The following is an 18677-nucleotide window of genomic DNA, read 5'->3' on the forward strand; positions in this document are numbered from 1 at the left end:
ATGAAAATTCAAATCATTAGTGACCTGCATCAAGAGTTTGGAAAAACCAATTTAACATTTGATAATGCAGATGTCGTTGTTCTTGCTGGAGATATTAATATAGGAATAAAAGGTATTCAATGGATTAAAGAAACAATTCAACAAAAACCTGTTATTCATGTATTAGGAAATCATGAATATTATAAAGGTACTTACCCAAAAGTGCTTTATAAAATAAAGGAACTTACTAAGAATTCTAACATTCATGTTCTTGAAAACGAAGCTATAGCAATTGAACATATTGTTTTTCATGGAGCAACTTTATGGACTGATTTTTCTCTTTTTGGCAATCCAAGAGAATATGGTATCATTTGTCAAGAAAAAATGAACGATTATAAAAAGATTAGACGATATCCTTCTTATTCTAAACTAAGAACAATTGATACTTTCAATATTCATAACGAATCTGTAAGATGGCTATCTAAAAGCTTAGAGCAACATAAAGACAAGACCAATATTGTAGTTACACATCATGCTCCGAGTATTAAATCTATACCAGAAAAACAAAGATCGCACCCTCTCTCAGCTGCTTATGCTTCAAATCTTGATGATTTAATTTTAAATTATTCTCCTAAGTTATGGATACATGGACATATTCATGAGCCAAAAGATTATAAAATCGGAACTACGCAAGTAATATGCAATCCACATGGCTATATAGACGAAGCCTACAATGGTTACAAAAAAGAACTTTTAAAAGAAATTTAACTTAATAATTCTACAGAACAGTATATCTTGTTCTAAAACTATATTTCTCTATGAAAAAATACATCACTTTATTATTACTTATTCCTTTTCTATCATTTAAATCTACTACAACTAACATAGATATTGTTGGTAAATGGAAAGGTACTGATAAAGGAAAAATAGGATACTTAATTTTTGAATCTGATGGATATTTCACTATGAAAACTGGTAACACCGTTTTAGGAGGAAAAAACTTTACACTGAAAAAAAAGAGTGTTAAATCAATGTATACCTATAATGCAGATAAGAATCCTATAGAAATTGATCTTATTATATACGATACAAATGACAATATTGTGAAGAAAATGATATGTATCGCCGAATTTAAAGACGAAAACACCATGAAACTTGGCACTTCATTTTCTTCTGATAAACGCCCTACAACATTTGAAGGCATTACCTCTACAATTTTAACAAGAGTTACGAATAATAAATAACGTTATCTAAACTTTTTTCTAAACATGCGACAACTTTTTCTTTTATGCTTTCTTTTATTGAGTAGCTATACATACTTACATAGTCAGAAAAAAACAAACTCAAAAGAACTTAATATCTTGTTTATAGGGAATAGTCTTACTTATTCAAACAATTTACCAGAACTTGTTACTAAAGAAGCAAAACAAAAAGGTATGATTGTTCATACAAAAATGGTTGCATATCCTAATTATGCTATTGAAGATCATTGGAACAATGGACAAGTTCAGAAATTAATAGCTAGTAAAAAATTTGATCTTGTTATTTTACAGCAAGGACCATCTTCCCAAAGTGACGGTAGAAAAATGCTTATAGAATACGGAAAAAAGTATCAAAAACTGTGTAAAGAAAATAATACTCAATTAGGTTATTTTATGGTTTGGCCTGCTCAACTCTATTATTATACGTTTAATGGTGTTATAAAAAACTATACAGATGCAGCCAAATTAAATAACGCTATACTATTTCCCGTTGGAAAAGTTTGGAAAAAACACTTTACTACTACTAATGATTATAGCTATTATAGTCAAGATAAATTCCATCCCTCTCTAGAAGGAAGTCAAAGCGCTGCTAAAATAATTGTAGATGTATTATCTGCTAAGTTTTAGTAATAAATTTAGTTCTCTTTAGAAATCACTATTTCACTACCTTAGTAACTTTAGAATTTTATTCTAATGTATCGTTCTATAATTAAAATAAACGTTATCCCTCATATAAAACTAACATGAAACACTTACAACAATCACTTACATTACCTAATGGAACTGTTTTACACAATCGTATTGCTAAATCTGCCATGAGTGAAAACTTAGCCACTAAGCAATACAAACCTACTCCTGCATTAATAAATGCTTATAAACGTTGGGCAGAAGATGGTGCTGGACTTTTAATTACAGGAAATGTAATGGTAAATGAAACTGCATTAGGAGAACCTAGAAATGTAGTTATCGAAGATCGAAAAAACCTTGATATTCTTAAACAATGGGGCGATACAATAAAAGGAACAAATACGCATTTATGGGCTCAGATTAATCACCCAGGAAGGCAAGCTATGGAACAAATAAATAGTGAATTAGTTGCTCCTTCAGCAGTGCCACTAAAAACAGGTGGAAGAAAAAATGCTACAAAAAAAATTCCTAGAGCCTTACAAGAGGAAGAAATTATAGAAATTATTAATGCTTTTGGTCGTACTGCACTTATTTTAAAAGAAGCAGGTTTTACAGGTGTACAGATTCATGGAGCACATGGATATTTAGTCAGTCAATTTTTATCTCCATATACAAACATTAGAGAAGATAAATGGGGAGGAAGTTTAGAAAACAGAGCTCGATTTGTTGTAGAAGTATATCGAAATATCAGAAAAAATGTAGGAGCAGATTTCCCTATTGGGATTAAATTAAATTCTGCTGATTTTCAAAAAGGTGGTTTTTCTGAAGAAGAGTCTATGGAAGTTGTGAAAATTTTATCTAAAGAAGGTATCGATTTAATTGAAATCTCTGGCGGAACTTATGAAGCCCCAGCTATGATGGGAAAAGGTCAAAAGAAAAGTACAGTAGAAAGAGAAGCTTACTTTTTAGAGTACATAAAAAAAGCTCGAAAAATCACAGATACTCCTTTAATGCTTACAGGAGGATTTAGATCTGGAAACGTTATGGAAGATGCTGTAATATCTGGCAATGTTGATGTTATAGGAATTGCAAGACCTTTTGCTATTTATCCTAGCTTAGTACGCGATCTTTTCTCTAAAGAACACACCACATTTCCTACTACAATTAAAAAAACTGGTGTAAAAGGAATAGATGGATTTATGAATATAATTTGGTACGAATTACAAATAAAACATTTTGGACAAGGTAAAACTCCTAATCCAAACCTAAGTCCTTGGTATGTTTTCTTACGTTACAGCTGGTTAATTTTAGAAAAAAAATTAAGAGGCTAATAAATAGAAGTTCATGTTTCGGAAAGTTTATGCTTCCTTTGGTATATTTTTCGACTATAAACAGCAATTAAAGAATTAACTTGACCACAAATTTAAAATGATAAAAAATGAAGCAATTACTTTTTATTGGTAAAATCATATCAATTTTAATTTTTGGTTTTTTTGCAGCATTCTCAGTTATCATGTTTCCACTTTTAGTTGGAAGTCAAGATACAAGTACTGCTATTATTGGATATTCTTATCTAGGTATTTTTTTATTTTCAATCACAATTCTTTATTTAATCGTAAAATATGAGTTAAAGAATCGTGCAACATCTAGATAAAAAAAATTACATTTTTAAATAAAAGTCTTTCGTTACATTTATATAGGCATCAATACATTTGTATTGGTGCTTTTATTTTCTCTTAAAAATTATTATTCCACTCTCAATACTATTTATAGCAACATGGTTAACACTAGTTAACATTTAATAGCGTTTGATAACAATAAAACCATATTTATTTCTATAGGTTTGCTTCATATTAATTTAAAACATGTAAAAGAAAATGAGGATATTAATCTACTCCTTCTTATTATGTATCTGTATTCTTAGACTAGATGCACAAATAGCAAAAATTCCTTTCGAATTAGAAGATGATTTAATGTTTGTTAAAGTAAAAATCAATGATGATCCTAATGAAAGAATTTTTGTTTTTGATACTGGAGCTACTTCTGATTTATTAGATACTAAGGTTGCTGAAGATTTAGGCTTAGAAGCAAACTTTAGACAAAGTGCTACTGGTGCCGGAGGCACAAAAGATTACGATATTGTTCTATCGCAAAAATTAACGCTTAGCAATAACATTACAGTAGAAAATACCCATCTTGTTCTTAGTGACTTAACAAGATTAAGAAGTTCGGGAAGGAATTTTGTTGGAATTATAGGCTACAGTTTACTTAAAGATTACATTACTAAAATTGATTATGACAATAATGAAATTCTACTATTCGATAAAATTGAAAATGTAGCTACTAAAGGCTATAAAGCAATTCCTTTTAAGTTTGGAAGTGGTCTCCCTATTCCTCAATTTGATATTCGTATTACTTTAAGAAATGGTGACTCTTTTACAGGAAGAGTTTTTTTTGACAGCGGAGCTGCATTAGCATTACTTATAAATACTCCTTTTAATAAAGAAAATAATTTATCTAAAAAAGTTGAGAAAAGTCTTATTTCTAAATCTCAAAATTTACATGGAGAATCTACTTCAGAAAAAATTGCTATCAAATCAATGAATATTGGTGGATATGAACTTGGTGAGATGGCTGTAAATATTGCACATGATAAAAACGGTGTTAGTAGTTATAAAAATTATTTGGGAATCTTAGGTGGTGAAGTTATTAGTAAATTTAATATCATTTTAGACTATTCTACTTCTATACTATACTTAAAACCCAATAGTAATTTTAATAAATCATTTGAATTTCCAGTTAGTGGAATTTACCTTCGAAAAAGCAAAGGAACTATTATAGTGTATCAAGTAGAAAAAACGAGTCCTGCTTATAAATTAGGCATTAGAAAAGGAGATCAACTCATTGCTGTAAACAATGATAATTCAGGAAATATTCAAGTGTATAAAAACTATTTAAGAAAAGAAAACAGTACAGTTTCTCTAACAATCCTTGATATTGAAGGAAAAACAAAAAAAGTAACATTGAAGCTTGAACGATTATTATAGTTCACTTTCAATAATCAATAAAAAAGGTAAGTATCTAAATACTTACCTTTTTCTTTTTATACTATAGAATTCTCACTTACATCTTCAAGTAGAAATCTTTTGTAAGTTCTATATACGCATCTGTGTATTGATGTCTTTCTTTTTCTATCACCAACGTTTCTTCAACCATTTCTTTTTGCTGAAACGAAAATTCTAGTAAGCTTCTTTTAATTTCGCTATTAGGATTTCCTTTTACATGGCAACCTCTGTTTACATATAATCCAACTTCTTTTGCTAATGCTATAAAACCTTGCTCCTCCTTATAAGGAATAATTGTAGCAAAGACTCCTTCACTAGCTAAAGTCATAGAAACTCCTTGTAATAATTCCCTGAAAGTTAAAGAAGAAGTAAATCGAGCTTCGTTGCGAGCTTTATCTTCTGTTTCATAATCATCTGTATAAAAAGGCGGATTAGAAACAATCAACTCATATGTTTCTTCTTCCTCTTTTATTTCTTCAGCAAATTCCTGAAAAGAAGCATTGTAACAAAATAATCGATCTCCCCAATCGGATCTTTCAAAATTTTCGACAGTTTCCTCGTAAGCATCTTCATTAATTTCAACAGCATCAATAGTCATTGCTTCTGTTCGTTGTGCTAACATTAACCCAATAACGCCTGTGCCAGCTCCTACATCTAAAATAGTATCTGGATAATTAGCTATGGAACACCAAGCTCCTAGTAATACTGCATCTGTACCAATTTTCATCGCTGTTTTCTCTTGATAAACAGTAAACTCTTTAAATTGAAATGGTTTCATTTAAAAAAAACGTGCTAATATATTTTCAGTATTAAAAAATAAGTACAAAATAACCACTAACAAGACAATTAACATTAGTCCTCTTTGCGGGTTTGTTCTTTTTCTATTTCCGAATCGCTTTTGAAATTTCATTGTAATACGTTTTAAATCAAAATATTTTTTGAATGATTTTACGATTTTGTTGCTCGTAACATCTCTCTTTTTCCTGGTGGGCCAGGTAAACGTTCAACAGTAAATCCTACTGCCTCCATAGCTCTGCGCACACTTCCTTTGGCCGCATAAGTTACTAAAACACCATTATCCTTTAATGCTGTATACATTTTTTGGAAAATTGCTTCGGTCCATAATTCTGGTTGTACACGTGCGCCAAAAGCATCAAAATAAATTAAATGGAATGCAGCTTCATCTGCTATATCCTTAAAAAATTGTTCTCGCTTAGTAAGGGAAAAATGAGGATTTATCTCATGTTTTTCTTCCCAAGAAACTTCATGCAACTTATTAAAAACCGCTTCGTTTTCTAATGCATTTAATTCTGAAACATAATTTAGTTTCTGAACTTCTGCTATTGCAACAGGAAACGCCTCTACTCCAACATAATTTATGTGATGTGTACCAGATTCTAAATACGTAATAAAACAATTTAGCCCTGTTCCAAAACCTATTTCTAAAATTGAAATGTCTTTTTGAACAATATGCTCTAAACCACTCTTAATAAATACATGATAAGCTTCTTGTATGGCTCCATGTTTAGAATGGTATTGTTCATTCCAATCGGGTAGATGAATCGTAGTAGAGCCATCTGATGTTATGATTATTTCTCGCTTCAATTATTTATTTTAATAAAACTCCGTGCGCTAAAAACGCCATTTCTTTTTTAGGTTCTGTAATCTTTGCTATTTCTTCTTCAGACTTCCCAGCATCTTCTGCATAATGACGTAATTCATCTACTGGTGTTACTTTTACAAAAGCTTTCCCTTCTACAATTACTTCTTTTCCCTTGCTATCTAATGGCATAAAAAATCCGTAATCTTTAAATCGTACCATTACCTCTTCTGTATCAGAAACAGGAACTTTCATCCAGCATCCTTTCTTTTTACATACATTGTTTATTGTAGTCGCAAATTTTACCAAAGCAGTATCTCCTACTTGTAAAGTATTATACTTCTCAAACGCTTCTGTTTTTGTTAAAGCCCCATCTTCAGAAATTTTTTCTCCAAATGAAACAAATACTGTTTTTGGTGTTTCTTTTTCTTCATTTTTTTCTTTTTTTTCAGTTTTACAAGACGTTAATGTTAAAATAAAACCAAAAAATAATATAAGTAAGTTTTTCATTGTAAGACAATTAAATAATTAGAGACTACAAAGATACAATTTTACAATACTTTGAAACTGTATAATCTAACTGCAAACTCGTCACTATTTTGTACTTTTGCAGCAAACCAAATCTTTCTATATGAGTTCTTCAGACATTCAAATCACACCAATTAAGCAGTCAAAAATTAATTCGGTAGACTTTAATAATTTAGTTTTCGGAACCGTTTTTTCCGATTATATGTTTGAATGTGACTACAAAGACGGCAAATGGCAAACGCCTGTTATTAAGCCTTATGGAGATATTTCTATTTCTCCTTCTGCTCGTGTTTTTCATTACGGACAAGCTGTTTTTGAAGGAATGAAGGCTTACAAGGATGATAATGATGATATTTTCTTATTTAGACCAGAAGAGAATTTTGTTAGAATTAATAAATCATCTGAACGTTTGGCTATTCCAGAGTTTCCAAAGGAGTACTTTTTTGATGGACTTACTACTTTATTAAACCTTGATAAAGATTGGATTAAAAAAGGTATTGGTAATTCTATGTATATAAGACCTTTTGTTATTGCTACACAGCCTGCAATTTCTGCTTCTCCTTCTGAAGAATACAAATTCATGATTTTACTTTCTCCTGCTCAAGCTTATTATGCTGGAGAGGTTCGTGTAATTTTTTCTGAGAAGTATAGTAGAGCTGCAGATGGTGGTGTTGGTTTTGCAAAAGCTGCAGGAAACTATGCTGCGCAATTTTATCCAACGAAATTAGCACACGAAAAAGGGTATCAGCAAATTATTTGGACAGATGCAAGTTCGCATCAATTCTTAGAAGAAGCAGGTACTATGAATATTTTCTTCCGTATTGGAGATACGTTACTTACTGCTCCTAACAATGATAGAATTTTAGATGGTGTTACCAGAAAATCTGTTATTCAGTTAGCTAAAGACAATAATATTGAGGTTGAAGTAAGACGTGTTTCTGTTGTAGAAATTAAAGATGCTGCAAGAAAAGGAACTCTTAAAGAAATTTTTGGTTCTGGAACTGCTACTGTAATCAATCCTATTTTAGGTTTTAGCCATGGAGGAAAAGAATATGAATTACCTACTGTAGAAAATTCATATGCTTCATTCTTCAAAGAAAAGTTAATGAATATTCAGTACAACATCTCTGAGGATCCTTATGGATGGAGAGTAAAAATTTAGTCTTCTCTAAGTAATTGATTAACTAAAAATTAACATATATTATGTTTTTTATATATTTGTAATAGTGACTCGTAAACTCTATTATGAAAAACTTTCTAATTACCATAGTTACCATAGCCGTTGCTTTTAGTATTACTTTTTATGTTTTAACTAATTTTTATAAACATGAAAATGAACTAGAAGATCTTTCTGCGAGCACTAATACCGAGTTATATTCAAACTCCAATGAATCAGACGATACTAACACTAGTACTGATGATTCTGATTCAACTACAGATAGTGCGACTGTAAATAGTGACTTACTTCCTGACGTTGATAGTATTTTAGGAGATTTACAACAATGGGAGAGTTATTTTAATGAAGATATTAATCTTTCTTCTGATTTTATTCCATTAGACATGAATGGTGAGGAAATTGAAAAAGATGCGTTTTTAAAAGAGTTAACTACTGGAGATTATGTTCCTGTAAAATTAGCTTCTGGAGATGTAATGTATCAGTTGTATGAATTAGGAGGCGATGAAGATGAGAGTATTAGCGATGCTATTAAAGATGCAGGTACCGTTGCCTACGATTATTTTCTTAAAGAAGGAACACCATTACCAGAGTTTAATGTTGTTGACTTAAACGGGACTACTTTTACTACTGATAATACAAGAGAAAAAATTCTTATTCTAGAATGTTGGTATGTAGATTCTAAACCTTGTATTCAAGAATTTCCAGAGTTAAATGAATTATACGATAAGTATGAGGCTTATGAAGATGTAGTTTTCTTAAGTTTTGCTTTTGATAATGCAGGAAAGCTACGAAAGTTCTTAACTAAGAATGAATTTAGATACCCTGTTGTAGCAGATCAAAAATCTTATTTAGAAGATCAACTAGAAGTAAAACAATATCCTACTCATTTAATTGTTGATGAATATGGTAATATTGAAAAAATGGTAACTAGTGTAGCGCAATTAAAGGAAGCTCTTGCAAAAATTGCAGAACCAGATCTTACTCAATTTGATGATCAAGAAGGAATGTAAAATCACTCCTTCTCAATAATCTATCTTGTTAGCGCTCTAACACTTCTTTTATATTTGGCTTAAAGTAATTAGGTCCTTTCATAACTTTACCATCTTCTCTATGAATTGGTTTTCCATCTGCACCTAATTTACTCATATTGCTACGTTGAATCTCTTCAAAAACTTCATCTATTTTATATTGCATTCCATGCTCTATAATAGTACCACACAATATATACAACATATCTCCTAGTGCATCTGCTGTTTCTACTAAGTCATTGTTTTTAACAGCTTCTAAGTACTCTTCATTTTCTTCTTTCATTAAGTTAAAACGAAGTAATTTTCTATCTTCTCCAATAGCTACTGTTGGCGTTTCTTTAACTCCTAACCCAAATGCTTCATGAAAAGCTTTTACTGCTTGAATTTTTTCTTTCATTGATATACTTATTATGTTGCTTGTTTTAATAACCAAGATGGAACTATTTTCAATGCAAAGGCAATTAAAGCCCATCTTTTAGAAATGTATGCCACACGTTTTTTCTTACGAATTGCATTATAAATTTGTTTCGAAGCTTTTTCTAAAGGTACCATCCAGAAGATTCCATCTCCTAATGCCATTGCTGTATCTACAAATCCTGGTCGGATATCTGTAATAAATACCTTATTCGTTTTAATCGTTTTGGTTTTGATATACAAACTCTCCAAATAAGCTTTTTGGTACGCTTTAGATGCAAAATAAGCTGGAGCAGCTCTATTTCCTCGTAAAGAAGCAATAGATGAAATTCCTACCAAATGACCAAAGCCTTGTTTTCTAAACAAATTATAAGCTAAATCATATAGTTTTGTAACTCCAACTACATTTGTTAGTATGGTTTCTTCTTCTTTGCTCCATTCTAATTTTTGGTTTACAGAACCAACACCAGAAGACTGAATAACCAAATCTATTTTCTCAAATTCTTGAACTATTGTATTAAATACTTTTTCGACATCTTCAGTTTTTTGAATATCGTTTTGCTGTATAAATATTTGATCTGGATATTGTTTCTGAAGTTCTTGTAGTTTTTCTAACCTTCTTCCTGTAATGGCTACTTTATAATTATTTTCTATTAAAATTTCTGTTAGTCTTCTTCCAATACCAGAAGTAGCTCCAAAAACAATTGCTGTATTCATTAAATTAGTACTTTTGCTAAAAGTACAAAGTTTGCAGTACATTTATAATATAAAAAGTAATTTATGTCCTTATTAATAGCGCTTAAAATGTTTACAACTGGTAGAATTATTTTTGCTAGTATTTTTGTTGTTGCCTTCGTAATCCTAATGATTTTCAGCTATAAAAAAGATGCTAAAAACAATAAAAAGTATTACCAAAACTCTGCTTTATATGTAGCTATAGGTTTAGCGGTAACTATTGGACTATTATTTTTATCTAAGCTTTTAATACACTAGTCCATTTTTTCTACATCACTCAGTTTTTCGTGATCTAAAATAGTGTACCCTTCTTCATCTATACCAGAAGATGGTGCATATTTTACGTTTGTAACTAACTGCTTGAATTTATAAGAAGTTGTTTGATATACTTTTTGTCCAAACGATTCTTCATGGTATTGTATTAATATATATAAACCCGCATTTAACTTCTCTAGCTCTTCGTTAGAATATGTATACAATGGGCTTTTATCATTTATAACATGTACTATTGTCCAAATAGTAGGTAAGTACATTATTTTTTCACGTTCAAGTTTTAGAGCAAAAAAGCTTCTTTTATATTTTCCAGTCTCCTTTTCTTCTTCATTTATAGCCAACGTAACAGAAACTTCAGGCTCAATCATTATTGTTTTTCTACTATTCATTAATCGGAACATTAATGCTCTTTCCCCATTAAAATCTCTAACAATAATATTATCGCTAAAACGAATAGATGCCTTCGGCTTTGAAAATCTTCCATACAAAAGTCCTGTAATAAAAGAGAAACTTAACAGACCTATCATTGCTTCAAAAGCAGCTATGATATTCGCTGTAATTCCTTGGGGAGCAATCCCTCCATACCCCACAGTAGTAAGTGTTTGAGCACTAAAGAAAAATCCATTTAGAAAATCTTTAAGCGTATCTCCAGTAGAGGGAGTTATTTCGTCAATTCCTATGAGTGTGTATACAATTCCAAAAAGAACGTTTAATAAGGTATATCCTAAAAAAACAAAAGCAAAGAATTTCCACCAACTTACACTAATAAACAACGTATATAAATCGTCTATTTTAAACTTTCTGTTGATATGAATAATATTAGACGAGCCATCTTTATTAATAACTCCTCTTACGTTTTCAGCAGACGAATATCCGAATCCAGGATCTTTAGTTTTTTTAGCCATTTATTTTTATCAATTAAACTTCGTTATATCGAAAACAGTCTGTCGTATGATCGTTTACCATACCAGTAGCCTGCATGAATGCATAAATTACTGTTGAGCCTACAAACTTAAAACCTCTTTTCTTTAAATCTTTAGAAATAGCATCTGAAAGTGGTGTTGTAGCTGGCACTTCTTCTCTTATTTTGAAAACATTTTTTATAGGTTTTCCATCACAAAATTCCCAAATATATTTTGAGAACGAACCAAACTCTTCTTGCACTTTCATAAACGCTTGTGCATTACTTATTGTAGCTTTTATTTTTAGTTTATTTCGTATAATACCTTTATCCCCTAGTAACTCTTCATATTTCTCTTCTCCATAATTTGCTATTTTCTTATAATCAAAAGCATCAAAAGCATTTCTGAAGTTTTCTCTTTTCTTTAACACAGTAATCCAACTCAAACCCGCTTGAAAAGTTTCTAAAACTAAAAACTCAAATAAAGTCGTATCATCATATACTGGAACTCCCCACTCATTATCGTGATAAGCAATATAAAGAGGGTCGTCACTAACCCAAAAACAACGTTTTTTCATGGATAAGATTTTGATTTAAAAGTAAGAAATTCTAGTGGTTTCTTCCTATACATTATTTAACAGCTATTATTTGTATGAAAAAGGTTACTTTTACGTCTAATAGCAACAAAATTATTCTATTACTATGAAGAAATATTTCTTTCTGTGTATATGCTTACTTTCTAGCTTTTTAAGCTTTTCTCAAATATTTGAACCTGTTAAATGGAAAACTAATATTGAAAACATTTCAGGAGACGAATACTATTTAGTAACTACTGCTACTATTGATAAAGGTTGGCATTTATATTCTCAAGACGTTCCTAAAGGAGGACCTAGACCTACTGTTTTTACTTATAAACCTAATGAAAATTATGAATTGATAGGAACTACAATAGAAGAAGAAGGAATTACTGAAGAGGATAAAACTTTTAAAATGCGAATAAAATATTTCGCAAAGAAAACAACCTTTAAGCAACGCATAAAATTACTTAATAAAGATGCAAAAATTGATGGAGATGTGCAGTTTATGGTCTGTGATGATGAACGTTGTCTTCCTCCTAAAGTTATTGATTTAACATTTTCTCTTGGTGCTAAAAAAAACACCGAAAAGAAAGAGAACACTACTGCACAATTAAGCGACTCGGAAGCTTCAATGTTATTATACGGAATTACAAGCGATGAACTACAACAACCAGTAGTCGATATCAATGCTTTAGACACTAATAATTCAGATGTAGCTAAAGAAAATGATTCTTCTTCGTTATTAAGCATTTTTGGTTTAGGGTTTCTTGGTGGTTTACTTGCCTTATTAACACCTTGTGTGTTTCCTATGATTCCTTTAACCGTAAGTTTTTTCACTAAAAAAGACAGCAAAAAAGGAGCTGGTATTTCCAAAGCTGTACTATATGGTTTTTTCATATTGGCAGTGTACTTACTTTTAAGTATTCCTTTTCACTTATTAGACTCTATCAATCCTGATATTTTAAACGAAATTTCTACCAACATTTGGCTAAACATTATTTTCTTTATTGTTTTTGTGTTTTTTGCTGGTTCTTTCTTTGGTTTTTACGAATTAACATTACCTAGTAGCTGGACAAACAAAACAACACAAGGAGAAAGTTCTGGAGGCATAATTGGTGTCTTTTTTATGGCATTAACCTTAGCTATTGTTTCTTTTTCATGTACTGGACCAATTTTAGGTTCTTTACTTGCAGGTTCGTTATCATCTGATGGTGGTGCATGGCAATTAACAGCTGGAATGGCTGGGTTTGGTGTGGCACTTGGTTTACCTTTTACACTTTTTGCTATGTTCCCTAACATGCTAAAATCCTTACCAAAATCTGGAGGTTGGATGACCACAGTAAAAGTTGTTTTAGGGTTCTTAGAATTAGCACTAGCTTTCAAATTCTTATCAAACGCCGATTTAGTTGCACACTGGAATTTATTAAAAATTGAACCTTTCTTAGTTCTTTGGGTTTTAATATTTGCAGGATTAGCTTTATATCTTTTTGGTTTAATAAAATTCCCACACGATAGTCCTTTACAAAAAATTGGTATTCCAAGAATTGGATTAGGAATACTTGTAGCTGCTTTTACAATCTATTTAATATCTGGTTTTAGAGTAAATAAAGAAACAAATACTTTTACACCATTATCTTTATTAAGTGGATTAGCTCCTCCTGTAGGATATAGTTTTGTTTATCCTAATAGTTGTCCTAATAATTTAACTTGTTTTAAAGATTTAAAAGAAGGTTTAGCATATGCTAAAAAAACAAACAAGCCAATTATATTAGACTTTACAGGTTATGCTTGTGTAAACTGTCGTAAGATGGAAGAACATGTATGGCCAATACAGAAAGTAGATGATGTATTGCGAAACGATTACGTGCTTATTTCATTATATGTAGACGATAAAAAAGAACTCCCTAAAGAAGAGCAAATTATTGTTAACAGAATTAATGGTGGTACAAGGCAATTAAAAAATTACGGACATAAGTGGTCTCACTTTCAAACCATATTTTTCAAAACAAACACACAACCATACTATGTACTTTTAAGTGCTGATGGTAAACAAATATTGAACGATCCTGTGGGATATACTCCTGATGAAAACGTATATTTAGATTGGTTAATAGATGGTAAAGAGAAATCTAAAAACACCTTAAATAATTTCTTTAACCAATCAGATTTATTGAAATAACAACTCAACATTATATTAATTAACAAAAAGATACATCATAAAGGTGTATCTTTTTGTTATCTTTATAGTATAACAACGGTATTCTTATGAAAAGTACGGCGCATTATTATCTTATTATTTTGCTATGCCTAGTTACTGTTTATTCCTGTAATATGACTAAAATAAAACAGGACGCAAACACTAACGAAGAGCCTGTTGTTATTAAAAATGATAGTCTATCTTATGAAATTACTATTATAGATCCTGGATTTACTAATTATTTAAATACCGTAGCTAGACCACCAGGATATCATTCTTTAATTTTCTTAGAAAACAAAAATAGATTGTATGTCTCTGTTTGGAACTCCAGAGTAAATAGTCCTACCAATTTCAATCCGAATGTTTACAGTAATATTATAGACTATGATCCTTTTATTAATTATGGGTATGATGTAAATTATAAGCTCTTCAATTATTTTGAATTTGCACAACGAAAATACCGAATGCGTTTGCGATGAACAGCTCGTGTTAAAAACGTATATTTGCCCTAGAATTTTAACAATATAAAATGAAATTTTTACGCAATTTATTAGCCTCTATTTTAGGCTTTTTCATAAGTATTTTTATTCTATTTTTTCTATTTGTAGGTATTGCCTCTTTAATTGGAAAAGAAGATGCAGTTGTAGTAAAACCTAACTCTGTTTTAGAATTAGATTTAACAACTTCTATTAAAGATTATGCTCCAAAAGAATCGAATCCGCTTGGAGAAGTATTGGGCGTTGAAAATCCATCTCTTTCTTTAGAAGCTATTTTAAATGCAATAGACAATGCTCAATTAGACGAAAAAATTAAAGGAATTAGTATTCAAACTAATTTTATAAATGCTGGAATTGCACAAACACAAGCGATTAGAAAAAAGTTAATCGACTTTAAAGAATCGGGTAAATTCATATATGCTTATAATGACAACTATACACAGAAAAATTATTATTTAAGTTCTGTTGCAGATAGTTTATTTCTTAATCCTGTAGGTCAAATCGATTTTAAAGGTTTGACTTCTGAAGTTTTGTATTATAAAGATTTTGAAGATAAGTACGGAGTAAAAATGGAAGTAATTCGCCATGGTAAATATAAAAGTGCCGTAGAACCTTACTTAGATAATAAAATGAGTGAAGCTAATAGAGAACAAATTTCTTCTTTTTTAAACTCTATTTGGTCTGAATACACTAAAGAAATTAGTACTGCTAGAAATATCTCTGTAGCTGAATTAAATACTATTGCAGATAATTCTGATGGTAGAAATGCGACATTAGCGCTTAATAACAAGTTAATCGATGCTAGTATTTATGAAGATCAATATTTAGATAAGTTAGACAACGCTACCAATTCAAAATCGAAGACTATTTCTATTGCTGACTATATAAAATCTGGAAAAGGTAGAATTTCTTCAACAGCCAAAGACAAAATTGCAGTTATTTATGCTCAAGGTCAAATCATATATGGAGAAGGAAATCAAGAAATTATTGGCCAAGGAATTATTAATAAAGCGATTAAAAAAGCAGTAAAAGATAAAAACGTAAAAGCAATTGTATTACGTGTTAATTCTCCTGGAGGAAGTGCACTAGCTTCTGAATTAATTTGGAGAGAGTTAGAATTAGCTAAAAAAGAAAAGACACTCGTTGTTTCTATGGGTAATCTAGCAGCTTCTGGAGGATATTACATTGCTTGTAATGCAGATATTATTGTTGCTGAGCCTACAACTATTACAGGTTCTATTGGTGTATTTGGTGCAATTCCAAATGCTTATGAGCTTTCTAAAAAAATAGGAATAAATGCAGAACAGGTTGCCACAAACAATAGCGCTAATTACAGCTTATTTGAGCCTATGGATAAAAAGTTTTACGATGTTACTAAAGAAGGTGTAGAACAGATCTATACAACTTTTGTTAATAGAGTAGCCAAAGGTAGAAATATGACTTTTGAAAAAGTAGACGCTATAGCACAAGGGAGAGTATGGACAGGTAAAGAGGCTTTAGAAAATGGATTGGTAGATGAATTAGGTAGTTTAGATGATGCTATTAATGCTGCAGCTCAATTAGCAGAATTAAAAAGCTATAAAATTCGCAATTACCCTAATTACGAAGTAGATTATAAAAATATGTTTAAATTTTCTCCTTTTATGAGTGTAAACAAAGACGATATTCTTAAAGAAGCTTTAGGAGATGAAACCTTTAAGTTATTTAAACAAATTAATGAATTTAAAAACTTAGAAGGCATACAAACTAGACTTCCTTATATTATGGAAATCAAGTAATTTTTGAATTCTTCAAAAAAATAAAAAAGGGTGAAATATAATATTTCACCCTTTTTTCTATCCTATATTTTAGTAGCAGCTTTTATAATTTAAAAGCTTCTTTTACTTTCGCTACATAATCTAACTTTTCCCAAGTAAATAGCTCAACATCTAAAGTTTTACTTTCTCCATTAGGCTGCACAAATGTTTTAGATACTATTTCGTTTGTACGTCCCATATGTCCGTAAGCAGAAGTTTCGCTATACATTGGCGTTCTTAATTTTAAACGCTCTTCAATAGCATGCGGACGCATATCAAAAATCTCAGAAACTTTTGCAGCAATCTCACCATCAGTCAAATCTACTTTTGCCGTTCCATAGGTATCAACAAAAATTCCCATAGGCTCTACAACTCCAATAGCATAAGAAACTTGTACTAATATTTCGTCTGCTACACCAGCTGCAACTAAGTTTTTAGCAATATGACGTGTTGCATAAGCAGCACTTCTATCTACTTTACTTGGATCTTTTCCTGAAAAAGCACCACCACCGTGAGCACCTTTTCCTCCATAAGTATCTACAATTATCTTTCTTCCTGTTAAACCTGTATCTCCGTGTGGTCCACCAATAACAAATTTTCCTGTTGGATTGATATGATACTTGATGTCATTGTTAAATAACGCTTGAATCTTTGCTGGTAATTTAGCAGCCACTCTTGGTATTAAAATATCTTTAATATCCGCTCTAATCTTCGCTAACATTTCTTCATCTCCACCAAAATCATCGTGTTGTGTAGAAACTACAATAGCTTCGATTCTCTGTGGCACATTATCGTCTGAATACTCAATAGTAACTTGACTTTTTGCATCTGGGCGTAAATATTTAATTTCATTTCCTTCGCGTCTTAAAGCCGCTAATTCTTTTAAAATTAAATGTGATAAATCTAATGCTAAAGGCATGTAGTTTTCAGTTTCGTTCGTTGCATAACCAAACATCATTCCTTGGTCTCCTGCTCCTTGCTCCTCTTTACTAGCTCTATCTACTCCTCTATTAATATCGTCTGATTGTTCATGAATTGCAGAAAAAACTCCACAAGAATTACCATCAAACATATATTCACTTTTGGTATAACCAATTTTATTAATTACGTTTCTTGCAATTTTCTGAACATCTAAGTAGATGCTTGACTTTACTTCTCCAGCTAATACTACTTGCCCCGTAGTAACTAATGTTTCACATGCTACTTTTGCATCTGGATCAAAAGCTAAAAAGTTATCAATTAAAGCATCACTAATCTGGTCAGCTACTTTATCTGGGTGCCCTTCAGAAACACTTTCAGATGTGAAAAAATATGACATATTTCCTTTTGTATATTTTAAATTAAATAGAGGGTTTTGCGTTGATTGGTCGTAAAAGAAGCTAAACATTACTGCTTTAGCATTTTTTTATGAGGTTGCAATCAATTCAAATCTTTCCTCAAAAGTTGACAGCAAATTTAAGATTATTATCTAACTTAAAAAATACATCACTGCACATATTTATAAAATTGATTTATAGATAAAAAAAACCAATCTACTTAAGATTGAGAATAGGAAAATAAATTCTTACATTTGTGAGCAATAACGTATAAAGACAAAAGAATGGCATTAGAAATTACAGATACAACATTCGAAGAAACAGTCTTAAAATCAGACAAGCCTGTTTTAGTAGATTTTTGGGCAACTTGGTGTGGACCTTGTAGAATGGTTGGACCAATTATTGACGAAATCAGCAAAGAGTATGAAGGAAAAGCTGTTGTAGGTAAGGTAGATGTAGATGCAAATCAAGAATTTGCTGCTAAGTATGGAGTTAGAAACATTCCTACAGTATTAGTTTTTAAAAATGGTGAAGTTGTTGCTAAGCAAGTAGGTGCTGCACCAAAGAAAGCATACACTGACAAGATTGATGCTGCTTTATAATTGAAAACAAAATTATTTTTTATAAAAAAGGTTTGACAAATGTCAAACCTTTTTTATTTTCGGTAAATGGCAATTAATCTTTCTGAATTACAATCTTCTGAA

21 protein-coding genes are annotated in these 18677 nt (G+C 30.8%); 13 read left to right on the forward strand and 8 right to left on the reverse strand.

Features of this window, described 5'->3' with window-relative positions; translation table 11 throughout:
* From ACKTTC_RS11730 to ACKTTC_RS11755, 6 genes are all read left to right on the forward strand, one after another.
* Positions 1-747, forward strand: a complete 747-nt coding sequence (locus ACKTTC_RS11730) for a metallophosphoesterase (RefSeq protein WP_408040018.1) — start codon at positions 1-3, stop codon at positions 745-747.
* A gap of 50 nt (positions 748-797) precedes the next feature.
* Positions 798-1223: a hypothetical protein gene (locus tag ACKTTC_RS11735; RefSeq protein ID WP_408040019.1), complete on the forward strand. Its 426-nt coding sequence runs from the start codon at positions 798-800 to the stop codon at positions 1221-1223.
* Between the two features lie 24 nt (positions 1224-1247).
* Positions 1248-1868 (forward strand): SGNH/GDSL hydrolase family protein, encoded by a 621-nt coding sequence (locus ACKTTC_RS11740; protein ID WP_408040020.1) that lies wholly within the window; start codon positions 1248-1250, stop codon positions 1866-1868.
* A gap of 116 nt (positions 1869-1984) precedes the next feature.
* Positions 1985-3199 carry an NADH:flavin oxidoreductase/NADH oxidase family protein gene (locus ACKTTC_RS11745; protein WP_408040021.1) on the forward strand — a complete coding sequence of 405 codons (1215 nt, stop codon included), beginning with the start codon at positions 1985-1987 and terminating at the stop codon, positions 3197-3199.
* A gap of 107 nt (positions 3200-3306) precedes the next feature.
* Positions 3307-3522, forward strand: a complete 216-nt coding sequence (locus ACKTTC_RS11750) for a hypothetical protein (protein ID WP_408040022.1) — start codon at positions 3307-3309, stop codon at positions 3520-3522.
* Positions 3523-3745: 223 nt separating this feature from the next.
* Positions 3746-4915 (forward strand): aspartyl protease family protein, encoded by a 1170-nt coding sequence (locus ACKTTC_RS11755; protein ID WP_408040023.1) that lies wholly within the window; start codon positions 3746-3748, stop codon positions 4913-4915.
* Positions 4916-4991: 76 nt separating this feature from the next.
* Here ACKTTC_RS11755 and ACKTTC_RS11760 read toward each other — a convergent pair whose 3' ends face one another.
* The 3 genes from ACKTTC_RS11760 to ACKTTC_RS11770 form a co-directional block, all read right to left on the reverse strand.
* Positions 4992-5711, reverse strand: a complete 720-nt coding sequence (locus ACKTTC_RS11760; RefSeq protein ID WP_408040024.1) for a tRNA1(Val) (adenine(37)-N6)-methyltransferase — start codon at positions 5709-5711, stop codon at positions 4992-4994.
* 170 nt (positions 5712-5881) lie between these two features.
* Positions 5882-6538 carry a tRNA (5-methylaminomethyl-2-thiouridine)(34)-methyltransferase MnmD gene (gene mnmD / locus ACKTTC_RS11765; RefSeq protein ID WP_408040025.1) on the reverse strand — a complete coding sequence of 219 codons (657 nt, stop codon included), beginning with the start codon at positions 6536-6538 and terminating at the stop codon, positions 5882-5884.
* A gap of 4 nt (positions 6539-6542) precedes the next feature.
* Positions 6543-7043, reverse strand: a complete 501-nt coding sequence (locus ACKTTC_RS11770; protein ID WP_408040026.1) for a DUF4920 domain-containing protein — start codon at positions 7041-7043, stop codon at positions 6543-6545.
* Positions 7044-7164: 121 nt separating this feature from the next.
* Between ACKTTC_RS11770 and ACKTTC_RS11775 the strand changes: the two genes are divergently transcribed.
* Both ACKTTC_RS11775 and ACKTTC_RS11780 read left to right on the forward strand, forming a co-directional pair.
* Complete coding sequence (locus ACKTTC_RS11775) at positions 7165-8223, forward strand: branched-chain amino acid aminotransferase (RefSeq protein ID WP_408040027.1); 1059 nt, start codon at positions 7165-7167, stop codon at positions 8221-8223.
* A gap of 83 nt (positions 8224-8306) precedes the next feature.
* Positions 8307-9248, forward strand: coding sequence for a TlpA family protein disulfide reductase (locus tag ACKTTC_RS11780; RefSeq protein WP_408040028.1), 942 nt, complete (start codon positions 8307-8309; stop codon positions 9246-9248).
* A 28-nt stretch (positions 9249-9276) separates the two neighbouring features.
* Here ACKTTC_RS11780 and ACKTTC_RS11785 read toward each other — a convergent pair whose 3' ends face one another.
* Both ACKTTC_RS11785 and ACKTTC_RS11790 read right to left on the reverse strand, forming a co-directional pair.
* Positions 9277-9663, reverse strand: coding sequence for a pyrophosphohydrolase domain-containing protein (locus ACKTTC_RS11785; protein WP_408040029.1), 387 nt, complete (start codon positions 9661-9663; stop codon positions 9277-9279).
* Positions 9664-9674: 11 nt separating this feature from the next.
* Positions 9675-10397, reverse strand: coding sequence for an SDR family NAD(P)-dependent oxidoreductase (locus ACKTTC_RS11790; protein ID WP_408040030.1), 723 nt, complete (start codon positions 10395-10397; stop codon positions 9675-9677).
* Positions 10398-10460: 63 nt separating this feature from the next.
* Between ACKTTC_RS11790 and ACKTTC_RS11795 the strand changes: the two genes are divergently transcribed.
* On the forward strand, positions 10461-10673 hold the full coding sequence (locus tag ACKTTC_RS11795) for a hypothetical protein (RefSeq protein WP_408040031.1): 213 nt from the start codon (positions 10461-10463) through the stop codon (positions 10671-10673).
* Here the strand turns inward: ACKTTC_RS11795 and ACKTTC_RS11800 are convergent.
* A complete protein-coding gene (locus ACKTTC_RS11800) occupies positions 10670-11593 on the reverse strand; it encodes an ion channel (protein WP_408040032.1) in 924 nt (307 codons plus the stop codon). The two genes, ACKTTC_RS11795 and ACKTTC_RS11800, sit on opposite strands and share 4 nt — an antisense overlap.
* Before the next feature lie 13 nt (positions 11594-11606).
* On the reverse strand, positions 11607-12167 hold the full coding sequence (locus ACKTTC_RS11805; RefSeq protein WP_408040033.1) for a DNA-3-methyladenine glycosylase I: 561 nt from the start codon (positions 12165-12167) through the stop codon (positions 11607-11609).
* 124 nt (positions 12168-12291) lie between these two features.
* On the opposite strand from ACKTTC_RS11805, the gene ACKTTC_RS11810 reads away from it, so the two are divergent.
* The 3 genes from ACKTTC_RS11810 (at position 12292) to sppA (ending at position 16639) form a co-directional block, all read left to right on the forward strand.
* Positions 12292-14346: a protein-disulfide reductase DsbD family protein gene (locus tag ACKTTC_RS11810; RefSeq protein WP_408040034.1), complete on the forward strand. Its 2055-nt coding sequence runs from the start codon at positions 12292-12294 to the stop codon at positions 14344-14346.
* Positions 14347-14432: 86 nt separating this feature from the next.
* On the forward strand, positions 14433-14843 hold the full coding sequence (locus tag ACKTTC_RS11815) for a DUF6146 family protein (protein ID WP_408040035.1): 411 nt from the start codon (positions 14433-14435) through the stop codon (positions 14841-14843).
* A gap of 50 nt (positions 14844-14893) precedes the next feature.
* A complete protein-coding gene (sppA, locus tag ACKTTC_RS11820; protein ID WP_408040036.1) occupies positions 14894-16639 on the forward strand; it encodes a signal peptide peptidase SppA in 1746 nt (581 codons plus the stop codon).
* An 82-nt stretch (positions 16640-16721) separates the two neighbouring features.
* Here sppA and metK read toward each other — a convergent pair whose 3' ends face one another.
* Entirely contained in the window at positions 16722-17975 is a 1254-nt protein-coding gene (gene metK, locus ACKTTC_RS11825; RefSeq protein ID WP_408040037.1) for a methionine adenosyltransferase, read from the reverse strand.
* A 282-nt stretch (positions 17976-18257) separates the two neighbouring features.
* Here metK and trxA point away from each other — a divergent pair, with 282 nt between their 5' ends.
* Positions 18258-18575 carry a thioredoxin gene (gene trxA / locus ACKTTC_RS11830; RefSeq protein WP_132792606.1) on the forward strand — a complete coding sequence of 106 codons (318 nt, stop codon included), beginning with the start codon at positions 18258-18260 and terminating at the stop codon, positions 18573-18575.
* Positions 18576-18677: the final 102 nt, after the last annotated feature.

It is taken from the genome of Tenacibaculum amylolyticum (assembly GCF_964511145.1).
Classification (GTDB): Bacteria; Bacteroidota; Bacteroidia; order Flavobacteriales; family Flavobacteriaceae; genus Polaribacter; species Polaribacter amylolyticum.